The sequence below is a fragment of the Variovorax sp. 10N432 genome, assembly GCF_056394465.1.
Genome location: NZ_JBFTHX010000005.1, coordinates 200297 through 219244 on the forward strand (window position 1 = coordinate 200297; position 18948 = coordinate 219244).

The window sequence follows — 18948 nt, forward strand, 5'->3', positions numbered from 1 at the left end:
CATCCACCTGACACAAAGGAGCTTGGTATGCAGATTTTCGACTACGACAACATCCTCTTGCTGCCCCGCAAATGCGTGGTGGAAAGCCGCTCGGAATGCGACGCCAGCGTCATGCTGGGCGGGCGCAGCTTCCGCATCCCGACGGTGCCGGCCAACATGAAGACGGTGGTCGACGAGACCATCTGCACCTGGCTGGCCAAGAACGGCTACTTCTACGTGATGCACCGCTTCGACCTGGACAACCTCCAGTTCGTCAAGGACATGCACGCCCAGGGCGTGTTCGCCTCGATCTCGCTGGGCGTCAAGAAGCCCGACTACGACACGGTCGACCAGATGGTCGCCGCCGGCCTGACGCCCGAATACATCACGATCGACATCGCGCACGGCCATGCCGACAGCGTGAAGAACATGATCGGCTACCTCAAGAAGAAGCTGCCCAAGAGCTTCGTGATCGCCGGCAACGTCGGCACACCCGAGGCCGTGATCGACCTCGAGAACTGGGGCGCCGACGCCACCAAGGTCGGCATCGGCCCGGGCAAGGTCTGCATCACCAAGCTCAAGACCGGCTTCGGCACCGGCGGCTGGCAGCTGTCGGCGCTCAAGTGGTGCGCCCGCGTGGCGACCAAGCCGATCATTGCCGACGGCGGCATCCGCGACCATGGCGACATCGCCAAGAGCATCCGTTTCGGCGCGTCGATGGTGATGATCGGCTCGCTGTTCGCGGGCCATGAAGAGTCGCCCGGCAAGACGGTCGAGGTCGACGGCGCCCTCTTCAAGGAGTACTACGGCTCGGCCAGCGACTTCAACAAGGGCGAATACAAGCACGTCGAGGGCAAGCGCATCCTGGAGCCGATCAAGGGCAAGCTGGCCGACACGCTGGTCGAGATGGAGCAGGACATCCAGAGCTCGATCAGCTATGCCGGCGGGCGCAAGCTGATGGACATCCGCAGGGTCAACTACGTCACCCTGGGCGGCGACAACGCCGGCGAACACCTGCTCATGTAGGCCGGCCGGGCTCAAGCCTCCAGCAGCTGCGCCGCCAGCTGGTGCAGCCGGTGCGCCGGCTCGGCCAGCGCATCCAGGACGCTGAAATGGTTGCGCCCGGGCATCAGTTCGCACACCGGCACGGTCCGCGGACCCCAGGCATCGCGGATCAGCGCGTTCTGGCGCTGGAATTCCTCGCTCTCGTCGCCGCCGGCGACCGCCCAGAGCCGGCCCCGCGCCGGCGCCGGCCACAGCGCCGGGCTCAGGCGCCGCGCCTGGGCGTCGTCCAGCCCCAGCGTGTCGGCGATGAAGGGCGCGTGCTGCAGCGGCCGCAGGTCGTGTATGCCCGAGATCGACAGCGCGTTGCGCACCAGTTGCGGCGGCAGATCGGGCGCGACCGCCTGCCAGTCGCACCCCAGCAGCATCGCCGCCAGGTGCCCGCCGGCCGAATGGCCCGACACCGTGATGCGCAACGGATCGCCGCCATGCGCCGCGACGTGGCGCCAGGTCCAGGCGAGCGCCTGCACCATCTGCAACGCGATGTCATCGATGCCGACCGGCTGCCCGGGCGTGCCCGGACACAGCGCGTAGTTGGGCACCACGACGCAGACACCGCGGTCGTTGAAGGGTCGGGCGATGAATGAATGCTCGCTCTTGTCGAGCGCGCGCCAATAGCCGCCGTGAATGAACACCAGCACCGGCGCATCGGGCACCGGCGCCGGAAAGACGTCGAGCGTCTCGCCCACGCCGTCGCCGTAGCGCAAGTCGACATGGCAAGGCTGCGCGGCGCGGGTGGCGGCGGATTCCGCCGCCCAGCGCTCGAAGTAGGCCGGATGGTCGGGCACCAGGGCGCGGTTGTTGTACATGCGGTCCAGCCAGGCGGGATCGTACGAGGCCATCGGTTCTGCTCCAGGGTGTGCGAGGCGCGCATCTTGGCACGGCCGCCACGCCGCCGTGCAAACCGGGGCCGGTTCTGGTTAGAATTCTCTTTGTGTTTGGGGGGGTAGCTCAGCTGGGAGAGCGCCGCGTTCGCAATGCGGAGGTCGTGAGTTCGATCCTCATCCTCTCCACCAACACTTTCTTTTCGGCCGCGCGCTGCCCCGCCTCGGCGCTCTCCACCTGGCCGGCGATGGCGCCGGCGTGAAGATGGGCAGGCTGACGTCGGCCCCATAGCTCCAGATCCGCGCCCAGCCGACCCCACAGGTCGGACAGCGAGCGGCTCGCCTGGCCGAAGGTGCCGGTCTCCTGGCTGAAGGCCGCGTCGGCGACGCGCCCCGGGCGGGGAAGGTCGATCCGTCGGCCAGCAGCAGCTCGACGCCATAGTCGACCCGGTCTTCGTTCGGCGCATCGGGACCCCCTCAGGACCCGAAGGGACCGATGTCGAACACCATGCTCGAGATGGCGAGGAAGCCAAGCAGCAACAGCAGCAGCGCCACCGCCAGCGTCAGCGACGGCGGGAATTGGCTCTCGGCATGGATCAGCCCCTGGCTCTTCAGCATCTTGCGTTCGGCGCGCAGCCCGGCCATGAAGGTGCAGTGGTAGACAATGCCGGAGACCAGCATCGCGATCCCGATCAGGACCAGCGCCTCGCCGAAGCGGCGCGCCGCCATGCTGCTCTTGACCACCTGCATGTCGTGCAGCTTCTGGAACACCTGGAAGATCGTGAAGCCGAAGCCGATCAGCGACAACGATGTCCGGATCACCGACATCAGGGTCCGCTCCGCGCTCATGCGCGTGCGCTGGAACGACATCCCGGTCCGGCGCGAGGACAGTTCGACCGAGACCCGATCGAAGTCCGCCCCCGGGTCGACCCACGCCTTGTCATCTGCCATGCCCGCACCTCCTTGGCTACTTGTCCGACGCAAACACCTTGTTCCAGTCGCGCTTCATGTCGACCACGGTCCAGCCCCGCGTGCCGGCTTCGTCCAGGGCCTTGTCGAGCTTGCCGACGCCGGACGTCCGGTCGTAGGCGTACTCGCGCTCGGCGTCGGTGTGATGCACCAGGCCCATGAAGCGGGGCCCGGCGCCGGCGGCGGTCCATTCGAGCATCTGCTGGTCGCCGTCGGAATTTCCGAAGGCGAAGATCGGGCGCCGGCCGATGAAGCGCTGGATGCCGACCGGCTTGCCCGCATGGTCGTCGACCAGGTCGATCTTCGCAAGCTTCAGCAGCACCGGCTTGCCGTCGGCGCCGGTCTTGAAGGCCAGCTGCCCGGTCGATCCGACCACCTGCTCGGGCGGGATGCCGTAGACCTTCTCGGCGAAGACGCGCATGAACTCGACGCCGCCGCCCGAGACGATGAAAGTCTTGAAGCCGTTCTCGCGCAGGTAGGCGAGCAGCTCCAGCATCGGCTGGTAGACCAGTGCCTCGTAGGGTTGCTTGAAGCGCGGATGGCGGGCCTTCGCGAGCCAGTCGGCAACGGTGCGCGAGAACTCCTCGGTCGTCATCCCCGCATGGGTGGCGGCCAGCACCTGCATCAGGCCCTTCTCGCCCGAGGCCGCGAAGGCCTTCATGTCGCCCCCGAGGATCGCGTCGAAAGGCGGCGTGGTCTTCCATTCGGGATGCTTCGGCGCCAGCGCCTTGACCCGGTCGAGCGCGAAGGCGAACTGCACGTAGATCGGCTGCTCCAGCCACAGCGTGCCGTCGTTGTCGAAGACCGCGATGCGCTCGGCCGACGGCACGAAGCTCGCCGAGCCCGGGGTCGTGACATCGGCCACGAAACGCAGGATCGCCTGCTTGGCGGCACCGTCGTTCCAGGAAGGCAGACCCTGCGCCTGCGCCACAGTGGCCGCGGCCACCAGCCAGGCCAGCAGCAGGAGGCGGCGCGCCGCGCGCGTGACCGAGGATCTGGACTTCATCATCATGGATTCCTTCATGCGCAGCGGACCACGGCCGGCGGCGTCCAGCGGCCGTCGAGCAGCGCGGACTCCGGCCAGTAGGCGCGGATCGAAAGCGAGAACTCGCTCGCCTCGCCAGCCGGTGCCGGCAGCCAGTTGCTCTCGTGCTCGGCTCCGGGCGACTGCGGCTGGACGTGGATGGTCAACGAGCCGTCGGCGGCGAACCGCATCCTGCTCTTGCTGCCCACCGCATAGCGTCCCAGCGCGTTGACCTCGAAAAGATGGCGGCCGTTGTAGAGGCTCATCGACCAGAAACCCTTCACCGGCGGCACAGCCCCCTGCGCGAAAGTCACCGTGTAGCGTCCGCTGCCGCACAGGCGCGCACCGTCGCGGTCGAAGTCCTGGTGGAAGCACTGCGCCTCGTTGGGCTTGTTGACGAAGATGTTCGATTTAGCGACCGCCGTGCGGGTGAAATAGTCGGTGCCGAAGCAAGCGCCGTTGGCGATCGTCGACCAGTGGTGCGGCAGCCGGCGGCCATGGCTGCGGAACTCGAACAGGGGCTCGACCAGCTCGCGGTCGGCCGCCGCCACCGCCTGCTCGAAGACCTGCCTGAGGCGGGCGTCCCTGGCGGCGGCAGCCACCACCGCGAGCACCTGTGCATAGCGCGCCGACTCGCCCGGCAGCGGCCTGGCATCGGCCAGCGCGGCGGGCAGGTCGGCCAGGAAGGTCTCGGGCGCCACCCAGCGGGTTTCCGCGTCCCCGCCGCCGGCCGCGGCCGGCACCACCGGCACCTGGCGCCAGTCGGTCGTCTTCATGCGGCCATCGAACTGCGCCACCGGGTACAGGCCGAGCTGGCTGATCAGCCGCTGCACCGTCTTCAGGTCCGGGACGCTGTCGTCGCGGAACACGCGCGGAATCACCACCCCGGTACGGGTCTGCGAGACGAACACCCGGCGGATGCCCGGCGGCACCGTGCCGACCCAGTTCGGTCCCACCAGCAGATAGAAGCCCGGCGGCGAGCCGTACATGAGGCCCAGTTCGGCAATGCTGTCGGTGCGCGAATCCAGCACCTGGACAACCCAGAAGCGATCGCCGAAGTCCGGCACCTGCAGCACCACCGGCGACTGGTCCAGGGCGACGATGCCGCTGCCGCACACCAGGTCATGGTTCGGGCAGGCCACCGCCCGCCCGGCGGGATCGACGTAGTCGGTCAGCATCGTGAGGCTGTTGGCCGGTCCGGCCGGCAGCACCCCGCCCAGCAGCATCGGATGCGGCAGGCGGCCGAGGGCGATGCGCCGGTTGTAGACGTTGACGATCGGCCAGGCCCAGAAGTAGGCGTCGCGCGCCACCAGGCGCACGTAGTCGTCGCTGAGCCGGGCCTCGGGGTCGGGCCCCGGGACGGCCGGCGCCAGGGCCAGCGCCTGCAGCGGGAAGCACTCGGCGCGGCCACGCGGCAGGCCCGGGCCGGCCCTGCGGCCGGTCCACCCACGCGGGCGGGCCGGGCGGCTCATGACGCTGTCCCGGAAGCGCCGGCCGGCGCTCAGTTGGCGCCGCCCGCGGAGGCTTCGGCCATCTTCGACAGCGCGTCGTCGATGGTGAAGGTATTGGGCTTCTGCACCGGCGGGAAGTCCTTGAAGGTGGCGGCGAACTGGTCGGCGATCGCGTAGGCGCCATAAAGGATGTAGGCGTGATACAGGAACCACTCGTAGTAGCTGTTCGACGTCGTGTCCGCCCGCTCGAAGGGATCGGTCCGCAGGTTGAAAATCTTCGGCAGGCGCAGCCGGACGAAGGGTTCGGCCCACACCGCCATGGTGCCGGGCAGCCGCTGCTCCATGAAGACCACCTTCCAGTTGTCGTAGCGCAGGCCGAGGATGTCGCCGTCGTCGCTGATGTAGACGAAGAGCTTGCGCGGGCTCTCCTTCTCCTTGCCCGTGATGTGGCCGAGCAGGCTGAAGCCGTCGATGTGGTTCTTGTACGTTCGGCCGATCGCCTGCACCCCCTTCTTGCACTTCTCGACGATGTCGGGCTCGCCCGCCATCTCGAGGAAGGTCGGCAGCCAGTCGTGGTGCTGGACGATGCCGTTGGAGACGCTGCCGGCGGGCACATGGCCGGGCCAGCGCACCACCATCGGGATGCGGAAGGCGCCTTCCCAGTTGGTGTTCTTCTCGCTGCGGAAAGGCGTCATCGCGCCGTCGGGCCAGCTGTTCATGTGCGGGCCGTTGTCGGTCGAATACATGACGAAGGTGTCTTCGGCGATGCCGAGCTCGTCGAGGTAGTCCAGCAGCTGGCCGACGTTCTTGTCGTGGTCGATCATCGTGTCGTGGTAGGGCGACTGCCAGCGCCCGGCCTGCCCCAGGCTCTCGGGCTTGGTGTGCGTGAACATGTGCATGTGCGTGAAGTTGAGCCAGACGAAGAAGGGCTTGCCCGCCTCGTGCTGCTTGCCGATGAATCCCTTCGCCGCCTCGGCGAATTCGTCATCGCAGGTCTCCATGCGCTTCTTGGTCAGCGGGCCGGTGTCCTCGATCTTCTGCTTGCCGACGCGGCCCCAGCGCGGCTCCTCGGTCGCGTCGTCCTTGTCGGTGGCATAGGAGTGGATCACGCCGCGCGGGCCGTTCTTCTTCCTGAAATTGGGGAAGTCCTTCTCCGGGTAGTAGTCGTACATCTCCGGCTCTTCCTCGGCGTTCAGGTGGTAGAGGTTGCCGAAGAATTCGTCGAAGCCGTGGTTGGTCGGCAGCATCTCGTTGCGGTCGCCCAGGTGGTTCTTGCCGAACTGGCCGGTGGCATAGCCCCGGGTCTTGAGCAGCGCCGCGATGGTGACGATCTTGTCGCTCATGCCGATCGGTGCGGCCGGGATGCCAACCTTCGAGAGCCCGGTGCGGTAGACGCTCTGGCCGGTGATGAAGGACGAGCGGCCGGCGGTGCAGGACTGCTCGCCGTAGGAGTCGGTGAACTTCATCCCTTCCCTGGCGATGCGGTCGATGTTGGGCGTCTGGTAGCCCATCAGGCCGTGCGTGTAGCAGCTGAGGTTGGCGATGCCGATGTCGTCGCCCCAGATCACGAGGATATTGGGCGGCTTCGCTCCGGACGGGCTGGCGGCGGGCTTCTTCGATGCCATGTCGACTCCTGGTTGTGAGGGGTGCGCTGGCGCGTGCGGGCAACCCGCCGCGCCGCAGCGTGCCCACAGCATGCGCAAGTCGGGGACAAAACGCACTTGTCCCAAGGTGAAGCGGCGATTGCCCCTTGGTGCAACCCGCCCAGGGCGCGCCCTGGCGCCGGGCCGCTCAGGCGTCCAGCGCCAGGTGCTGGCCGTGCAGCGCCGCGGCGGCCGGCGAGGCCAGGAAGGCCACGGTCTGCGCCGCCACCGCGGTCGACACCCACTTGCCCGGGTCGGCGTCCGGCATCGCCTGCCGATTGGCAGGCGTGTCGAGCACGCTGGGCGCGATGCTGTTGACGGCGATGCCGTGCGGCGCGAGTTCCGCCGCGGCGGCCTCGACCAGGCGCTGCAGCGCGCTCTTGGAGGCGATGTAGGCGGCCATGGCGGCAGCGCCGCGGGCGGCGGTCTTGGCGCTCACGGCGACCACCCGGCCGGCCTTGCGCTCGATCATCGCGGGCACCAGCGCCTGCGTCACCGCCACGAATGACCAGGCGTTGAGGTTCATCATGCGGTCCCAGGCCGCGCGGCCGAGCGCATGCACCGGCTCGCCCATCTCGAAGCCGCCGGCGATGTGGACCAGGGCGTCGACCTGCCCGCCGAAGGAGGCCAGGATGCGCTGCCCTGCCCCGGTCATGGCCTCGGTCGAGGTCACGTCCGCTTCGAGCAGCAGGTGCTGCGAGTTGTCCAGCCCCGGGAAGGTGCTGGCCAGGTGCTCCAGCCGATGGTCGACCAGGGCCACGCGCGCGCCCTGCCCGAGAAACTGCTGCACCACCGCGCGCCCCAGCGCGCCGGCGGCGCCCGTGACCACCACATGTCGGGGAAAGCTGGAATCGGTCATCGCAACGCTCCTGGTTGGGGAACGCATCGTAACGCCGGCGTCACCCCGGCGGCGGCCGGGCTGGCATCATCGGCGCTTCGTTTGCAAGGAGATATTCATGAAGGAAGTGGTTGTCGTCAGCGGCGTTCGCACCGCCATCGGAACCTTCGGCGGAAGCCTCAAGGACGTTCCGCCCACCAAGCTCGCCGCCCTGGTCACGAAAGAGGCGCTGGCCCGCGCCAAGGTCGACGGCAAGGACGTCGAGAACGTGGTTTTCGGCCACGTCATCAACACCGAGCCTCGCGACATGTACATGGCCCGGGTCGCTGCGATCGAAGGCGGCTGCGCCCAGGAAACCCCCGCGCTGACAGTCAACCGGCTGTGCGGCTCGGGCCTGCAGGCGATCGTCAGCGCGGCGCAGAGCATCCAGCTGGGCGATGCCAAGGTGGCGGTCGGCGGCGGCGCCGAGAGCATGAGCCGGGCGCCCTTCGCGTCCCTCACGGCGCGCTGGGGTGCCCGCATGGGCGACAGCAAGATGGTCGACATGATGCTCGGCGCGCTGCACGACCCGTTCCAGACCATCCACATGGGCATCACGGCCGAGAACATCGCCAAGAAGTGGGGCATCAGCCGCGAGACCCAGGACCAGACCGCGCTCGCCAGCCACCAGCGGGCGCAGAAGGCGATCGAGGCCGGCTACTTCAAGTCGCAGATCGTCCCGGTCGCGCTGGAAAGCCGCAAGGGCACCACCCTCTTCGACACCGACGAGCACGTGCGCAACGACGCCAAGATCGAAGACATGGCCAAGCTCAAGCCGGCCTTCCTGAAGGAAAACGGCACGGTGACCGCGGGCAACGCCTCGGGTGTCAACGACGCCGCGGCCGCGGTGGTGCTGATGGAAAAAGAAGAGGCCGCGCGGCGCGGCCTGAAGCCGATGGCGCGTATCGTGGCCTACGCCTTCGCCGGCGTCGACCCGGCCTACATGGGCATCGGTCCGGTGCCGGCCTCGCGCAAGGCGCTCGAAAAAGCCGGCCTCAAGGCCTCGGACATGGACGTGGTCGAGGCCAACGAGGCCTTCGCGGCGCAGGCCTGCGCCGTGACCCAGGACCTGGGCCTGGACCCGGCCAAGGTGAACCCCAACGGCTCTGGCATCTCGCTCGGCCATCCGGTCGGCGCCACGGGCGCGCTGATCACGGTGAAGGCGCTGTACGAGCTCGAGCGCATCCAGGGCAGGTACGCGCTGGTGACGATGTGCATCGGCGGCGGCCAAGGGATTGCCTGCATTTTTGAGCGGACCTGAAGAAGCGGCCAAAGTTATGGCTATAATCGTGGGATTGCCTGAGTAGCAGTAATGCTTTTCAGGGGCTCTTAGCTCAGTTGGTAGAGCAGCGGACTCTTAATCCGTAGGTCGAGTGTTCGAGTCACTCAGGGCCCACCAGCAAACCCATCACTGGTAAAGAACGGCGCTATCTAATCGATAGCGCCGTTTTCTTTTGTGCGCCATGCATCGAGAGGCCTGAAGGGCCGTGAAGAAAATCACGCAATAGTGTCCTGAGTGTCGCGCCGAACCATCAAATGTCAGTGACAGTTCAGGCCGGGCGCGGCAGAGTGTCTTGATGCTGTCAACATCCAGGAAACGCCAACCACCGGAACGCATCGAGGGCGCGCGATGGTTCTGCATCGCCGCTGCGTTCCCCTGGGTGGCGTCGGCCTGTCCGGTGAATCTGCCTTGATCGAGCACAGCATCGCGACCCTCCACGCCCAGTTGGCGCTCCATGCGCTCGCGCAGCCTTTGGCCCCGGCCCTGCTCTCCCCCGGGCGGCGGCCGATCGGCCATGCCGAACTGTTCGAGATCGTCCGCAGCCTGCGGTCCTGGCTGGCGGGCCACGGGTTCTCGCCGGCCTCGCGCATCGCCGTGGTCATGCCGAGCGGGATCGAGTCGGCCGTGGCCACCCTGGCGATCGGCGCCCAAGCCACCTGCATCCCGCTCCACCCGGGGCTGCCCGAGCCCGAATTGCTGTCCCTGCTCGCCGATGCGCGCGCCGACGCTGTGGTCGGGTTGCCCGGCGATGCAGTGCCGGCTCGACTCGCACGGACCCTGAACCTGGCCCCCCTGGACTTCGACCTTCCGCACTGGCTCGCGCGCGCATCGGAAGGCACGGCGGACGTCAACGCCCCCTGGCCCGAGCCGTCGCAGACCGCCTTCGTGCTGTTCACCTCGGGCACCACCGGCAAGGCCAAGCGGGTGCCGCTCGGGCAGCGCCAGGTCGTGTGCTCGGCCCGCAGCATCGCGCGGCATCTCGCCCTCGCGCCGGCGGATCGCGCACTGTGCGTGATGCCGATCCATCACAGCCATGGCCTGGTCGGCGGCCTGCTCGCGCCGCTCGCGGCCGGATCGTCCGTGGTCTGCGCGCCGGCCTTCGACGCCACGGCCTTCATGCACTGGATGGCCGAGTTCGAACCCACCTGGTACACCGCCGCGCCCACCGTCCACCATGCCATCGCGGACCAGGCCTCCCGCGAAGGCATGGCCGTGCCCGCACATGCATTGCGCCTGATCCGCTCGGCCTCCTCGCCGATGCCGGTGGCGTTGCTGCAGCGCGTCGAGGAGCTCTGGGGGGTGCCGGTCATCGAGTCCTATGGCATGACCGAATCGGCCACCCAGCTGGCGAGCAATCCTCTGCCGCCGGCGCCGCGCAAGCCGGGCTCCGTGGGGCGCCCGGTCGGCGCCGAGCTGCGCGTGATCGACGGACACGGCCACAGCCTGCCCGTCGGGCAGGTCGGCGCCGTGGTGGCGCGCGGTCCGGCCCTGTTCGAGGGCTACGAGGACAACCCCGAGGCCAATGCGGAAGCCTTTCGCGACGGCTGGTTCCACACCGGCGACCTGGGCCGCTTCGACGCCGACGGCGACCTGTTCCTCACCGGACGCAGCAAGGAGATGATCAATCGCGGCGGCGAGAAGATCTCGCCCTTCGACGTCGAGCAGGCCCTGCTGCGCCTGCCCGGTGTCGCCCAGGCGGCGGCCTACCCCGCGCCGCACCCGACACTCGGCGAGGACGTGCATGCCATCGTGGTTCCCGCGGCCGGCCACGCCGTCGAGGGACAGGCGCTGCGGGCCGCGCTGTTCGGGCAGGTGGCCGACTTCAAGATCCCGGCGCGAATCCGCGTGCTCGAGACGATTCCGCTCGGCCCGGGCGGCAAGGTCAGGCGCCGCGACCTGCACGACCAGGCCGTTCGAGTCGACGCCGAGCAGATCGACCGGCTGCCCCCCCGATCAACCTCCGAATCCATCCTGATGGACATCTGGCAGGCGGTGCTCGGACGATCCGGGTTCGGCATTCGCAGCAATTTCTTCGAGCTCGGCGGCCACTCGCTGTCGGCGACGCAGATCGCTTCGCGCATCGGCGCGACGCTGAAGGTCGAACTGCCGGTGCGCAGCGTGCTGGAACACCCGACCATCGAGACCCTGGCCCGGGCGATCGATGCGCATCGACCGGCGCTGTCCGGTGGCGCCGCGGCGGGGCATCCCCCGATCGTGCCGGTCTCGCGCGACCGGCCGCTGCCGGTGTCGTTCTCGCAGCGCAACATGTGGATGTTCCACGACATGGACCCGCACGGTGCCGCGTACCACGTCCGCAAGGCGCTTCGCCTGCGCGGGCCCCTCCAGGCGGCGCCGCTGCGTCAGGCGCTCGACGGGCTCGTCGCCCGCCACGAGGCGTTTCGCACCACCTTCGCGATGGGGGACGCCGAACCGATGGCCACCATCGGACCGGTGCAGCCGGCGAACGTGGTCGGGCTGGACCTGCGCGCCATCCCCGGTCCGGAACGGGACACCGAACTGGAGCGGCAGGCTGCGCGCCTGGCCGCCGAGCCTTTCGACCTCGCGCACGGACCGCTGCACCGCTTCATCCTGGTCGAACTCGGCGCCCAGGACCATGCGCTGGTCCTGGTGCTGCACCACATGATCGGCGACGACTGGTCATGGGGCGTGCTGTTGCGCGACCTCGAGGCGATTTACAACGCCGCCTGCGCCGGAGCGCCCGCGCCCGCGCAGCGCCAATCGATCGACTTCGTCGACTACGCCAGCTGGCAACGCGGCCATGCCGACGCCGAGGCGCTGGCCGGCGACACCCGCTACTGGCTGCAGCAGCTCGCGGGCATGCCTCCCTTGCACCTGGTGGCCGACTCCGCCGTGACCCGCCGGCGCACCAGCCGCGGGGAGCAGGTTCGACGGTTGATTCCCGATGACTGGATGCACGAAGTCCATCGCTTCGGCGGTCGCCTGGGCCTGACGCCTTTCATGACCTTGCTGGCGGCGTTCCAGGTGCTGCTCGCGCGCCAGTGCGCGCAGCAGGACATCGTGGTGGGAACGCCGATCGCGGGTCGCACGCGGGTCGAGGCCGAGGCGCTGGTGGGCTCGCTGGTCAACACCCTGATGCTGCGCAGCGACGTGCAGCCCGCGATGAACTTCCGGGAGCTGGCCTGCCAGGTGCGCGAGACCTGCCTGTCGGCCTTCACCCACCAGCATGCGCCCTTCGACCACGTGATCGACAGCCTGCGGCGCAACAACAACGGCGCCCGGGTGCCCGAGGTGCGCGCGATGTTCAACGTGCTGAACACGCCGCGGCAGATTCCCCGGCTCGAAGGCCTGGACGCGAGCTTCATGCCGCTGAGCCTGGGGGCGACCCAGTTCGACCTGGCCCTCACCATCGAGACCGAGGACGAGCGTTCGCTGGCCTTGTCCTACTCCACCGAGCTCTTCGCGCCGGCGACAGCGAAGGCCCTGCTGGACAGCTACCTCCATCTGCTGGACCGGCTCATGCAGGATCCGGAACGGCCGCTGCACGAGCTGGCGGCCGCCGACCCGCTGGAGCTGTCCAGGCTGGCGACGTGGAACCAGACCGCCAGCGCCTACCCCCGCGCGATGACGGTGCACGGCCTGCTCGCGGGGCAACACGCGTCGGCCGGCACGGCGATCCTCCAGATTCCGGGCGATGCGCTGGGCTACCCGGAACTGTGGTCGCGCGTGCACCGCCTGGCGCACGCGCTCCGCCACAGGGGCGTGCAGCGCGGCTGCCGCGTCGGCCTGTGCCTGGAGCGTGGCCCGTCCATGGTGGTTGCGCAGCTCGCGATCCTGTCCGCGGGCGCCGCCTACGTGCCGCTGGACCCGGCCTATCCTCGCCTGCGCCTGCTCGACATGGCCCTGGACGCCGGGCTGAGCCTGCTCATGAGCCCGCCGGACATGGCCGAATGGTGGCGCGAGCACGGACTGCCGACGCTGGTGCCGGACGCCGACGAAGCAGCGCTGATGGCGCAGCCCGACACGCCCCTGCCGCCCGACGCCGAGCGCGACGCCGGCGCCGGGGACGCGGCGTACATGATCTACACCTCCGGCTCCACCGGCAAGCCCAAGGGGGTGGTGGTGCCGCATCGGGCGGTGGTCAACTTCCTGCTGTCGATGCAGCGCGAACCCGGGCTCACGGCGCAGGACGCCGTGCTGGCCGTCACCACGCTGAGCTTCGACATCGCGGTGCTCGAGCTGCTGCTGCCGCTTTCGATCGGCGCCACTGTCGTGCTGGCGACCCGCGAGCAGGCCACCGACGGGATCGCACTCGGACAGTTGATCGAGCGCTCACGGACTTCGGTGATGCAGGCCACCCCGGCGAGCTGGCGCATGCTGATCGATGCCGGTTGGCGCGGCTCGCCGACCTTCAAGGCCCTGGTCGGCGGCGAGAGCCTGAACCCGAGCCTGGCCCGCGAACTCCTGCAGCGAAGCGGCGAGCTCTGGAACATGTATGGCCCCACCGAGACCACGGTGTGGTCCACCTGCTGGAAGGTGCAGCCGGACGCGCAGGCCATATCGATCGGCCGGCCGATCGCCAACACCCGCGTCCACGTGCTCGATGCGCAGCACAGGCCATGTCCGCCCGGCGTTTCCGGCGAGATCTTCATCGGCGGCGACGGCGTCACCCTGGGCTATTGGAACCGGCCCGAACTCAGCGCCGAGCGTTTCATCGCCGATCCCTTCGATCCGGACCCGCAAGCCCGCCTGTACCGCACCGGCGACCGCGGGCGATGGCGGCACGACGGCCTGATCGAGCACCAGGGCCGGCTCGACTTCCAGGTCAAGGTGCGCGGCCATCGCATCGAGCCGGGCGAGATCGAGGCCCGCCTGCTGGCCCATCCTTCGATCGCCCAGTGCCTCGTGACGGCGCGCGAAGACCGGCCGGGCGACATCCGCCTGGTGGCCTACGTGGTCCTGCGCGAGGGGGCGCTCGACGCGCGCGTGCTCAAGGAGCACCTGAGGCCCTGGCTGCCCGGCTACATGCTGCCGCAGCACTACGTGGCGCTGGCGGCGCTCCCCTTGCTGCCCAACGGCAAGATCGACCGGCAGGCGCTCCCGGCGCCGAAGGCGGAGGATCGTTCGGCCGCCCGGCGCGGCGACGAGCCCGCCACCCCCGCCGAAATCGCCCTTGCGGGCGTGTGGGGCGGCGTGCTGGGCCTGGCGCCGTTCGAGATCTCACGCTCCGACAACTTCTTCGATCTCGGCGGCGACTCCCTCCAGGCCGCCCGCGTCGCCATCGACTTCCTGCGCCTCGGCGGCATCCGACTGGAGCCTAGAAGGCTGCTCTTCGAATCGCTGGCGCAACTCGCGGCCAACGCTGCGATTCCCGCGCCGGCCCCGGCGTCGGCCGGCCATGCGCAACCCCGGCCGTACCAGGCAAGGCGGCGGTTGTTCAAGCGCCTGTTCAGGGACTGGCTGCCCTGACCGGGTCCTCGTACCAGCGGTCCTTCGCGAGCATCACCCGATGGTGCCCGCAGCCGGCCGGCATCATCGGAAAGCAGTTCTCCTCGGCCGCCACCTGAACGTCGAGAAAGAACGGGCCGTCGCTCGCGAGGCAGTCGGCCAGCGCCGCGTCCAGCTCGGCGGGCGCCGTGACGCGCCGCGCGCCCCAGCCGAAGGCCTTCGCCAGCGCCACGAAGTCGGGCAGCGCCTCGTTCCAGCTGTGGCTCAGCCGGTTGCCGTGGTTGAGTTCCTGCCACTGCCGCACCATGCCCATGTAGCCGTTGTTCGACAGCACCAGCTTGACCGGCGTGCGATGCTGCACGGCGGTCGACAGCTCCTGGATGTTCATGAGCACCGAGGCATCGCCGCTCACGCACACGACCAGCGCCTCCGGATGCGCGATCTGCGCGCCGATGGCCGCCGGCAGGCCGTAGCCCATGGTGCCGGCGCCGCCCGAGGTGAGCCAGCGGCCGGGCCGATCGAAGCGCAGGTACTGCGCGGCCCACATCTGGTGCTGGCCGACATCGGTGGAGACGATCGCGTCGCGGCCGGCCAGCCGGCCCTGCAGCGACGCCATCAGCTGCTGCGGCAGGATGGCGTCGGCGCGCGGCGCGAAGTCGAAGCAGCGCTCGGCCCGCCAGCGCGCGATGCGCTGCCACCAGGGCGCGAGCCGCCCGGGTGCCGGGCCGTGGAGTGCCGGCTGGGCCAGCAAGGCATCGAGCACCGCGCCGCAGTCGCCCGGCAGGGGCACGTCGACCTTGACCACCTTGTCGATGCTGCCCGGATCGATGTCGATGTGGATCTTCCGCGCCAGGGGACAGAACTCGTCGAGCTTGCCGGTCACGCGGTCGTCGAAGCGCGCGCCCACGCAGACCACGAGGTCGGCCTCGTGCATCGCGAGGTTGGCCTCCAGCGCGCCATGCATGCCCAGCATGCCGAGGAAGCGGGGATCGGAACCCGGGAAGGCGCCCAGGCCCATCAGCGTCAGCGTGCAGGGCGCGTCGAGGCGGTGCACCAGGCGCGTGAAGGCGGCGCAGGCCTGCGGGCCCGAGTTGACGAGCCCGCCGCCGCCGTACAGCACCGGCCTGCGCGCGGTGGAGATCAGGTCGGCCGCGCGCTGCAAGGCATCGGGCGGCGGCAGGACCGCTGCGCGCGGCTTGCGCGCGGGCGCGGCCGGCTGCGTTGGCGCGGGCCGCTGCAGCAAGGCCGACTGCACGTCCTTCGGCACATCGACCAGCACCGGCCCCGGCCGGCCCGAGGCCGCGATCTCGAGTGCCCGGCGGATCACCGACGGAATGTCGTCCGCGCAGCGCGGCTGGTGGTTCCACTTGGTGACCGGCCGCGACATGCCGAGCGCATCGCTCTCCTGGAAGGCCTGGGTGCCGATCACCGAACTGGCGACCTGGCCGCTGATGCACAGCACCGGCACCGAATCGCTCATGGCATCGAGCAGGCCAGTGATGGTGTTGCCGACGCCGGGCCCGGACGTGACCAGCACCACGCCGACGCGGCCGGTGCTGCGCGCATAGCCCTCCGCGGCATGGACCGCCGCCTGTTCGTGCCGCACCAGGATGTGCCGCAGGCGCGGCTCGCCGTGCAGGGCGTCGTACAGAGGCAGCGCGGCACCGCCGGGGTAGCCGAAGAGCGTGTCGACGCCACAGGCGATCAGCGTGTCGAGCAGCGCGACGGCGCCATTGCGCAGGCGCGCTGATTCGAAGGGCGCCGGCGCGGCGGGCGGAGGGGAATGGGCCAGGGAGGATTGCATTCCATGATTCTTCCGGCTCTGGCGCAGAATAGGCTTCATTTTTCCGCCTTATTCGCGCCATTCAATGAAAGCCAATCGCACTAAAGACGATTTGATCGAAGATTCATCGGAAAGAATCGATCTCGCCATCCTGCGGGAGCTGCGGGAGGACTCGCGCAAGACCCTGCAGGAGATCGGCGCCGCGGTCGGGCTCTCGGCCACCAGTTGCTGGACCCGCATCAAGAAGCTCGAATCGCAGGGCGTGATCAAGCGCTACACGGTCGACCTCGATCCGGCAAAGCTCGGCTACAACGACTTCGTGATCGTCCAGCTCACGCTCGAGAGCCATACCGACGAGACACTCTACGAATTCGGCCGCGTGCTGGCGACCATTCCCGAGATCCAGGAGGCCTACCTGGTGTCGGGCGACTACGACTACTACATCCGCATCGCGGTGCGCGACACGCGCGATTACGAGCGCCTGCTGCGCGAAAAGCTCTACAAGATCCCCGGCATCCGCCACAGCAAGTCGAGCTTCGTGCTGCGGGTGCTGAAGGAAGCCAGCGTGCCGCTGGGGCACTGAGTCAGTCGGGCCGCAGGCTGTCCAGGTAGGCGTGGAGCGCGCCGCGCGCCTGGCGCGAGATCGCCGGCATGTCCGGCGCGTCGCGAACGCCGATGTGGGCCTGCGCCATCAGGCCGTAGATCAAGGTCAGGCAGACCCGTGCCGCCTCCGCCCTCGGGCCGGGCGGCAGCGCGTCGCTCGCGGCCGCGAGCGCCTGGCCCCACTCGTCGACGAAGCGGTCGTACATCTTGCGGTAGGCGTCGGGTCCGGAGAGCTGTCGTTCGAGCAGGTAGTGGGCGCCCCATTCGAGCGGATGCTCGCGGTGCGCCTCGATCTGCGATTCGATCGCCGAGTCGACGACCTCGCGCATCGGCTGGCCGGCGTGGCGTTCGGCCGCGTCGCGCAGCGCCATCAGCAGCGCCTTGGAGCGCAGGTGCAGGCAGACCCGCGCGAGGTCTTCCTTGCTCGCGAAGTATTCATAGAAGCTGCCGAGGCCGGTGCCGGCCACCAGGACGATCTCGCGGATCGTGATGCCCGCGTAGCCGCGCTCGACCAAAAGCCGAACAAAGGCGTCCTGCAGGGCTTGGGAAGTGTGAAGTGCGCGCGACTGTCGCGGCTTCCTCCTCGGGGGAGAAGTCGGTGAGCGTTTGATCCTGGCCTCCTTGCACCGGAACCCGAACACCCGAAGCGTCGGTTGTTCCTAGAATTTTTAGAGCTGACAGGCGGCATTCTGCAGCGCTGAAAGCAGCGCCGCAGCCCGGCGCGGAACGCAGAAAAACGGGAGACGAGCAACACATGACAACCTTCCTCCGGGCGGCCTCGGCCGCGCTTGCGCTGGCCGCTGCCACCGCCTCGGCCCAACCCGCCTCGACCCTGAAGATCGCCTCGCTGGACGCCATGTCCGGCCCGATGGCCGGCCTCGGCCTCAATGTGCTCAAGAGCTTCCAGTACTCGGTGAAGATGGCCAACGACGAGGGCTGGGCCGGACCGACGAAGTTCGAGATCGTGGCCTTCGACAACAAGCTGTCGGCGCAGGAGGCGCTGAGCCTGCTCAACTCGATCGTGGCGCAGGACATCCGCTACGTGGTGCAGGGCGCGAGTTCCTCGGCGGTCGGCGTGGCGCTGCTGGGCGCTATCGACAAGCACAACAGCCGCAATCCGGGCAAGGAGATCGTCTATCTGAACTACGCCGCGCAGGCCCCGGCGATGACCAACGCGCAGTGCAGCTTCTGGCACTTCCGCACCGACGCGAATTCCGACATGAAGATCGAGGCGATGACCACCCACATCGCGAAGCAGCCCGCAATCAAGAAAGTCTTCCTGCTGAACCCGAACTACGCCTACGGGCAGGAGGTTTCGAGGGCGGCACGCGAATCGCTCGCGAAGAAGCGGCCTGACATCGCGATCGTCGGCGACGACTTCCACCCGCTGGGCCAGGTCAAGGACTACTCGCCCTACATGGCGAAGATCAAGCGCGCCGGCGCCGACACCGTGATCACGGCCGACTTCGGTGCCGACCTCGCACTGATCGTGCGGGCCGCGCGCGATTCGGGCCTGGGCGTCGACTTCTACACGCTCAACGCCAACAACTTCGGCGTGCCGGGCGCCATGGGCGCGGCGGGCGAAGGCCGGGTCAAGCTGGTCTCGGCCTTCAGCCCGAACGACCCGCGGCTGGCGTCCAGGCCGCTGCTCGGCGGCTTCAAGCGCCAGGTCGGCGAGGACTTCATCAACGGCCTGGGCCACAACGCGATCCTGATGCTGGCGCAGGCGATCCGCGAGACGAAATCGACCGACCCCGCCACCGTGGCCGCGAAGATGGAAGGCATGCGCTTCGAGGGCCTCAACGGCCCGGTCGAGATGCGCAAGTCCGACCACCAGGCCCAGCAGCCGATCTACGTGCTGAGCTGGGAGAAGGTCGACGGCAAGACCGTGGTGCACGACCAGGAGAACACCGGCCTGGGCTGGAAGCCCGTGGCGATGGTCGACGCCAAGGCGGCCGAGCTGGGCACCAGCTGCCACATGAAGCGCCCGGCGGGCGGCTGAGCTTGCGCCCCCTTCACCCCCG

The 18948-nt window shown here is 68.9% G+C and carries 13 protein-coding genes and 2 tRNA genes; 7 read left to right on the forward strand and 8 right to left on the reverse strand.

Annotated features, from left to right (window positions below):
* Positions 1-27: 27 nt before the first annotated feature.
* Positions 28-1005, forward strand: a complete 978-nt coding sequence (locus AC1DF3_RS08650) for a GMP reductase (protein WP_301805334.1) — start codon at positions 28-30, stop codon at positions 1003-1005.
* Between the two features lie 11 nt (positions 1006-1016).
* Here the strand turns inward: AC1DF3_RS08650 and AC1DF3_RS08655 are convergent, their stop codons facing one another.
* Entirely contained in the window at positions 1017-1883 is an 867-nt protein-coding gene (locus AC1DF3_RS08655; protein WP_478139357.1) for an alpha/beta hydrolase, read from the reverse strand.
* Between the two features lie 98 nt (positions 1884-1981).
* On the opposite strand from AC1DF3_RS08655, the gene AC1DF3_RS08660 reads away from it, so the two are divergent.
* A tRNA-Ala gene (locus tag AC1DF3_RS08660) sits at positions 1982-2057 on the forward strand.
* Between the two features lie 285 nt (positions 2058-2342).
* Here AC1DF3_RS08660 and AC1DF3_RS08665 read toward each other — a convergent pair.
* The 5 genes from AC1DF3_RS08665 to AC1DF3_RS08685 form a co-directional block, all read right to left on the reverse strand.
* Positions 2343-2816 carry a YidH family protein gene (locus AC1DF3_RS08665; protein ID WP_286535468.1) on the reverse strand — a complete coding sequence of 158 codons (474 nt, stop codon included), beginning with the start codon at positions 2814-2816 and terminating at the stop codon, positions 2343-2345.
* A gap of 16 nt (positions 2817-2832) precedes the next feature.
* Positions 2833-3840 carry an HAD family hydrolase gene (locus AC1DF3_RS08670; protein ID WP_478139358.1) on the reverse strand — a complete coding sequence of 336 codons (1008 nt, stop codon included), beginning with the start codon at positions 3838-3840 and terminating at the stop codon, positions 2833-2835.
* Between the two features lie 14 nt (positions 3841-3854).
* Positions 3855-5330: a DUF1254 domain-containing protein gene (locus AC1DF3_RS08675; protein ID WP_478139359.1), complete on the reverse strand. Its 1476-nt coding sequence runs from the start codon at positions 5328-5330 to the stop codon at positions 3855-3857.
* A gap of 29 nt (positions 5331-5359) precedes the next feature.
* On the reverse strand, positions 5360-6934 hold the full coding sequence (locus AC1DF3_RS08680; RefSeq protein WP_478139360.1) for an arylsulfatase: 1575 nt from the start codon (positions 6932-6934) through the stop codon (positions 5360-5362).
* Positions 6935-7100: 166 nt separating this feature from the next.
* Complete coding sequence (locus tag AC1DF3_RS08685; protein WP_478139361.1) at positions 7101-7811, reverse strand: SDR family NAD(P)-dependent oxidoreductase; 711 nt, start codon at positions 7809-7811, stop codon at positions 7101-7103.
* Between the two features lie 97 nt (positions 7812-7908).
* Between AC1DF3_RS08685 and bktB the strand changes: the two genes are divergently transcribed.
* The 3 genes from bktB (at position 7909) to AC1DF3_RS08700 (ending at position 14559) form a co-directional block, all read left to right on the forward strand.
* Positions 7909-9090, forward strand: coding sequence for a beta-ketothiolase BktB (gene bktB / locus AC1DF3_RS08690; RefSeq protein WP_286526421.1), 1182 nt, complete (start codon positions 7909-7911; stop codon positions 9088-9090).
* Positions 9091-9152: 62 nt separating this feature from the next.
* Positions 9153-9228, forward strand: a tRNA-Lys gene (locus AC1DF3_RS08695).
* Positions 9229-9459: 231 nt separating this feature from the next.
* Positions 9460-14559, forward strand: a complete 5100-nt coding sequence (locus AC1DF3_RS08700) for an amino acid adenylation domain-containing protein (protein WP_478139362.1) — start codon at positions 9460-9462, stop codon at positions 14557-14559.
* Here AC1DF3_RS08700 and ilvB read toward each other — a convergent pair.
* Complete coding sequence (gene ilvB, locus AC1DF3_RS08705) at positions 14540-16342, reverse strand: biosynthetic-type acetolactate synthase large subunit (RefSeq protein ID WP_478139363.1); 1803 nt, start codon at positions 16340-16342, stop codon at positions 14540-14542. The two genes, AC1DF3_RS08700 and ilvB, sit on opposite strands and share 20 nt — an antisense overlap.
* 91 nt (positions 16343-16433) lie before the next feature.
* On the opposite strand from ilvB, the gene AC1DF3_RS08710 reads away from it, so the two are divergent.
* On the forward strand, positions 16434-16904 hold the full coding sequence (locus AC1DF3_RS08710) for an Lrp/AsnC family transcriptional regulator (RefSeq protein WP_478139364.1): 471 nt from the start codon (positions 16434-16436) through the stop codon (positions 16902-16904).
* A gap of 1 nt (position 16905) precedes the next feature.
* Here the strand turns inward: AC1DF3_RS08710 and AC1DF3_RS08715 are convergent, their stop codons facing one another.
* Complete coding sequence (locus tag AC1DF3_RS08715; protein WP_478139365.1) at positions 16906-17565, reverse strand: TetR/AcrR family transcriptional regulator; 660 nt, start codon at positions 17563-17565, stop codon at positions 16906-16908.
* A 113-nt stretch (positions 17566-17678) separates the two neighbouring features.
* Here AC1DF3_RS08715 and AC1DF3_RS08720 point away from each other — a divergent pair, with 113 nt between their 5' ends.
* Positions 17679-18926, forward strand: coding sequence for a branched-chain amino acid ABC transporter substrate-binding protein (locus AC1DF3_RS08720; protein ID WP_478139366.1), 1248 nt, complete (start codon positions 17679-17681; stop codon positions 18924-18926).
* Positions 18927-18948: the final 22 nt, after the last annotated feature.

What these genes read in the sequence shown, in the direction of transcription:
- AC1DF3_RS08650 (WP_301805334.1), top strand. Translation starts at nt 28, where the DNA reads ATGCAGATTTTCGACTACGACAACATCCTCTTGCTGCCCCGCAAATGC.
- AC1DF3_RS08655 (WP_478139357.1), bottom strand. Translation starts at nt 1,883, where the DNA reads ATGGCCTCGTACGATCCCGCCTGGCTGGACCGCATGTACAACAACCGC.
- AC1DF3_RS08665 (WP_286535468.1), bottom strand. Translation starts at nt 2,816, where the DNA reads ATGGCAGATGACAAGGCGTGGGTCGACCCGGGGGCGGACTTCGATCGG.
- AC1DF3_RS08670 (WP_478139358.1), bottom strand. Translation starts at nt 3,840, where the DNA reads ATGAAGTCCAGATCCTCGGTCACGCGCGCGGCGCGCCGCCTCCTGCTG.
- AC1DF3_RS08675 (WP_478139359.1), bottom strand. Translation starts at nt 5,330, where the DNA reads ATGAGCCGCCCGGCCCGCCCGCGTGGGTGGACCGGCCGCAGGGCCGGC.
- AC1DF3_RS08680 (WP_478139360.1), bottom strand. Translation starts at nt 6,934, where the DNA reads ATGGCATCGAAGAAGCCCGCCGCCAGCCCGTCCGGAGCGAAGCCGCCC.
- AC1DF3_RS08685 (WP_478139361.1), bottom strand. Translation starts at nt 7,811, where the DNA reads ATGACCGATTCCAGCTTTCCCCGACATGTGGTGGTCACGGGCGCCGCC.
- bktB (WP_286526421.1), top strand. Translation starts at nt 7,909, where the DNA reads ATGAAGGAAGTGGTTGTCGTCAGCGGCGTTCGCACCGCCATCGGAACC.
- AC1DF3_RS08700 (WP_478139362.1), top strand. Translation starts at nt 9,460, where the DNA reads ATGGTTCTGCATCGCCGCTGCGTTCCCCTGGGTGGCGTCGGCCTGTCC.
- ilvB (WP_478139363.1), bottom strand. Translation starts at nt 16,342, where the DNA reads ATGCAATCCTCCCTGGCCCATTCCCCTCCGCCCGCCGCGCCGGCGCCC.
- AC1DF3_RS08720 (WP_478139366.1), top strand. Translation starts at nt 17,679, where the DNA reads ATGACAACCTTCCTCCGGGCGGCCTCGGCCGCGCTTGCGCTGGCCGCT.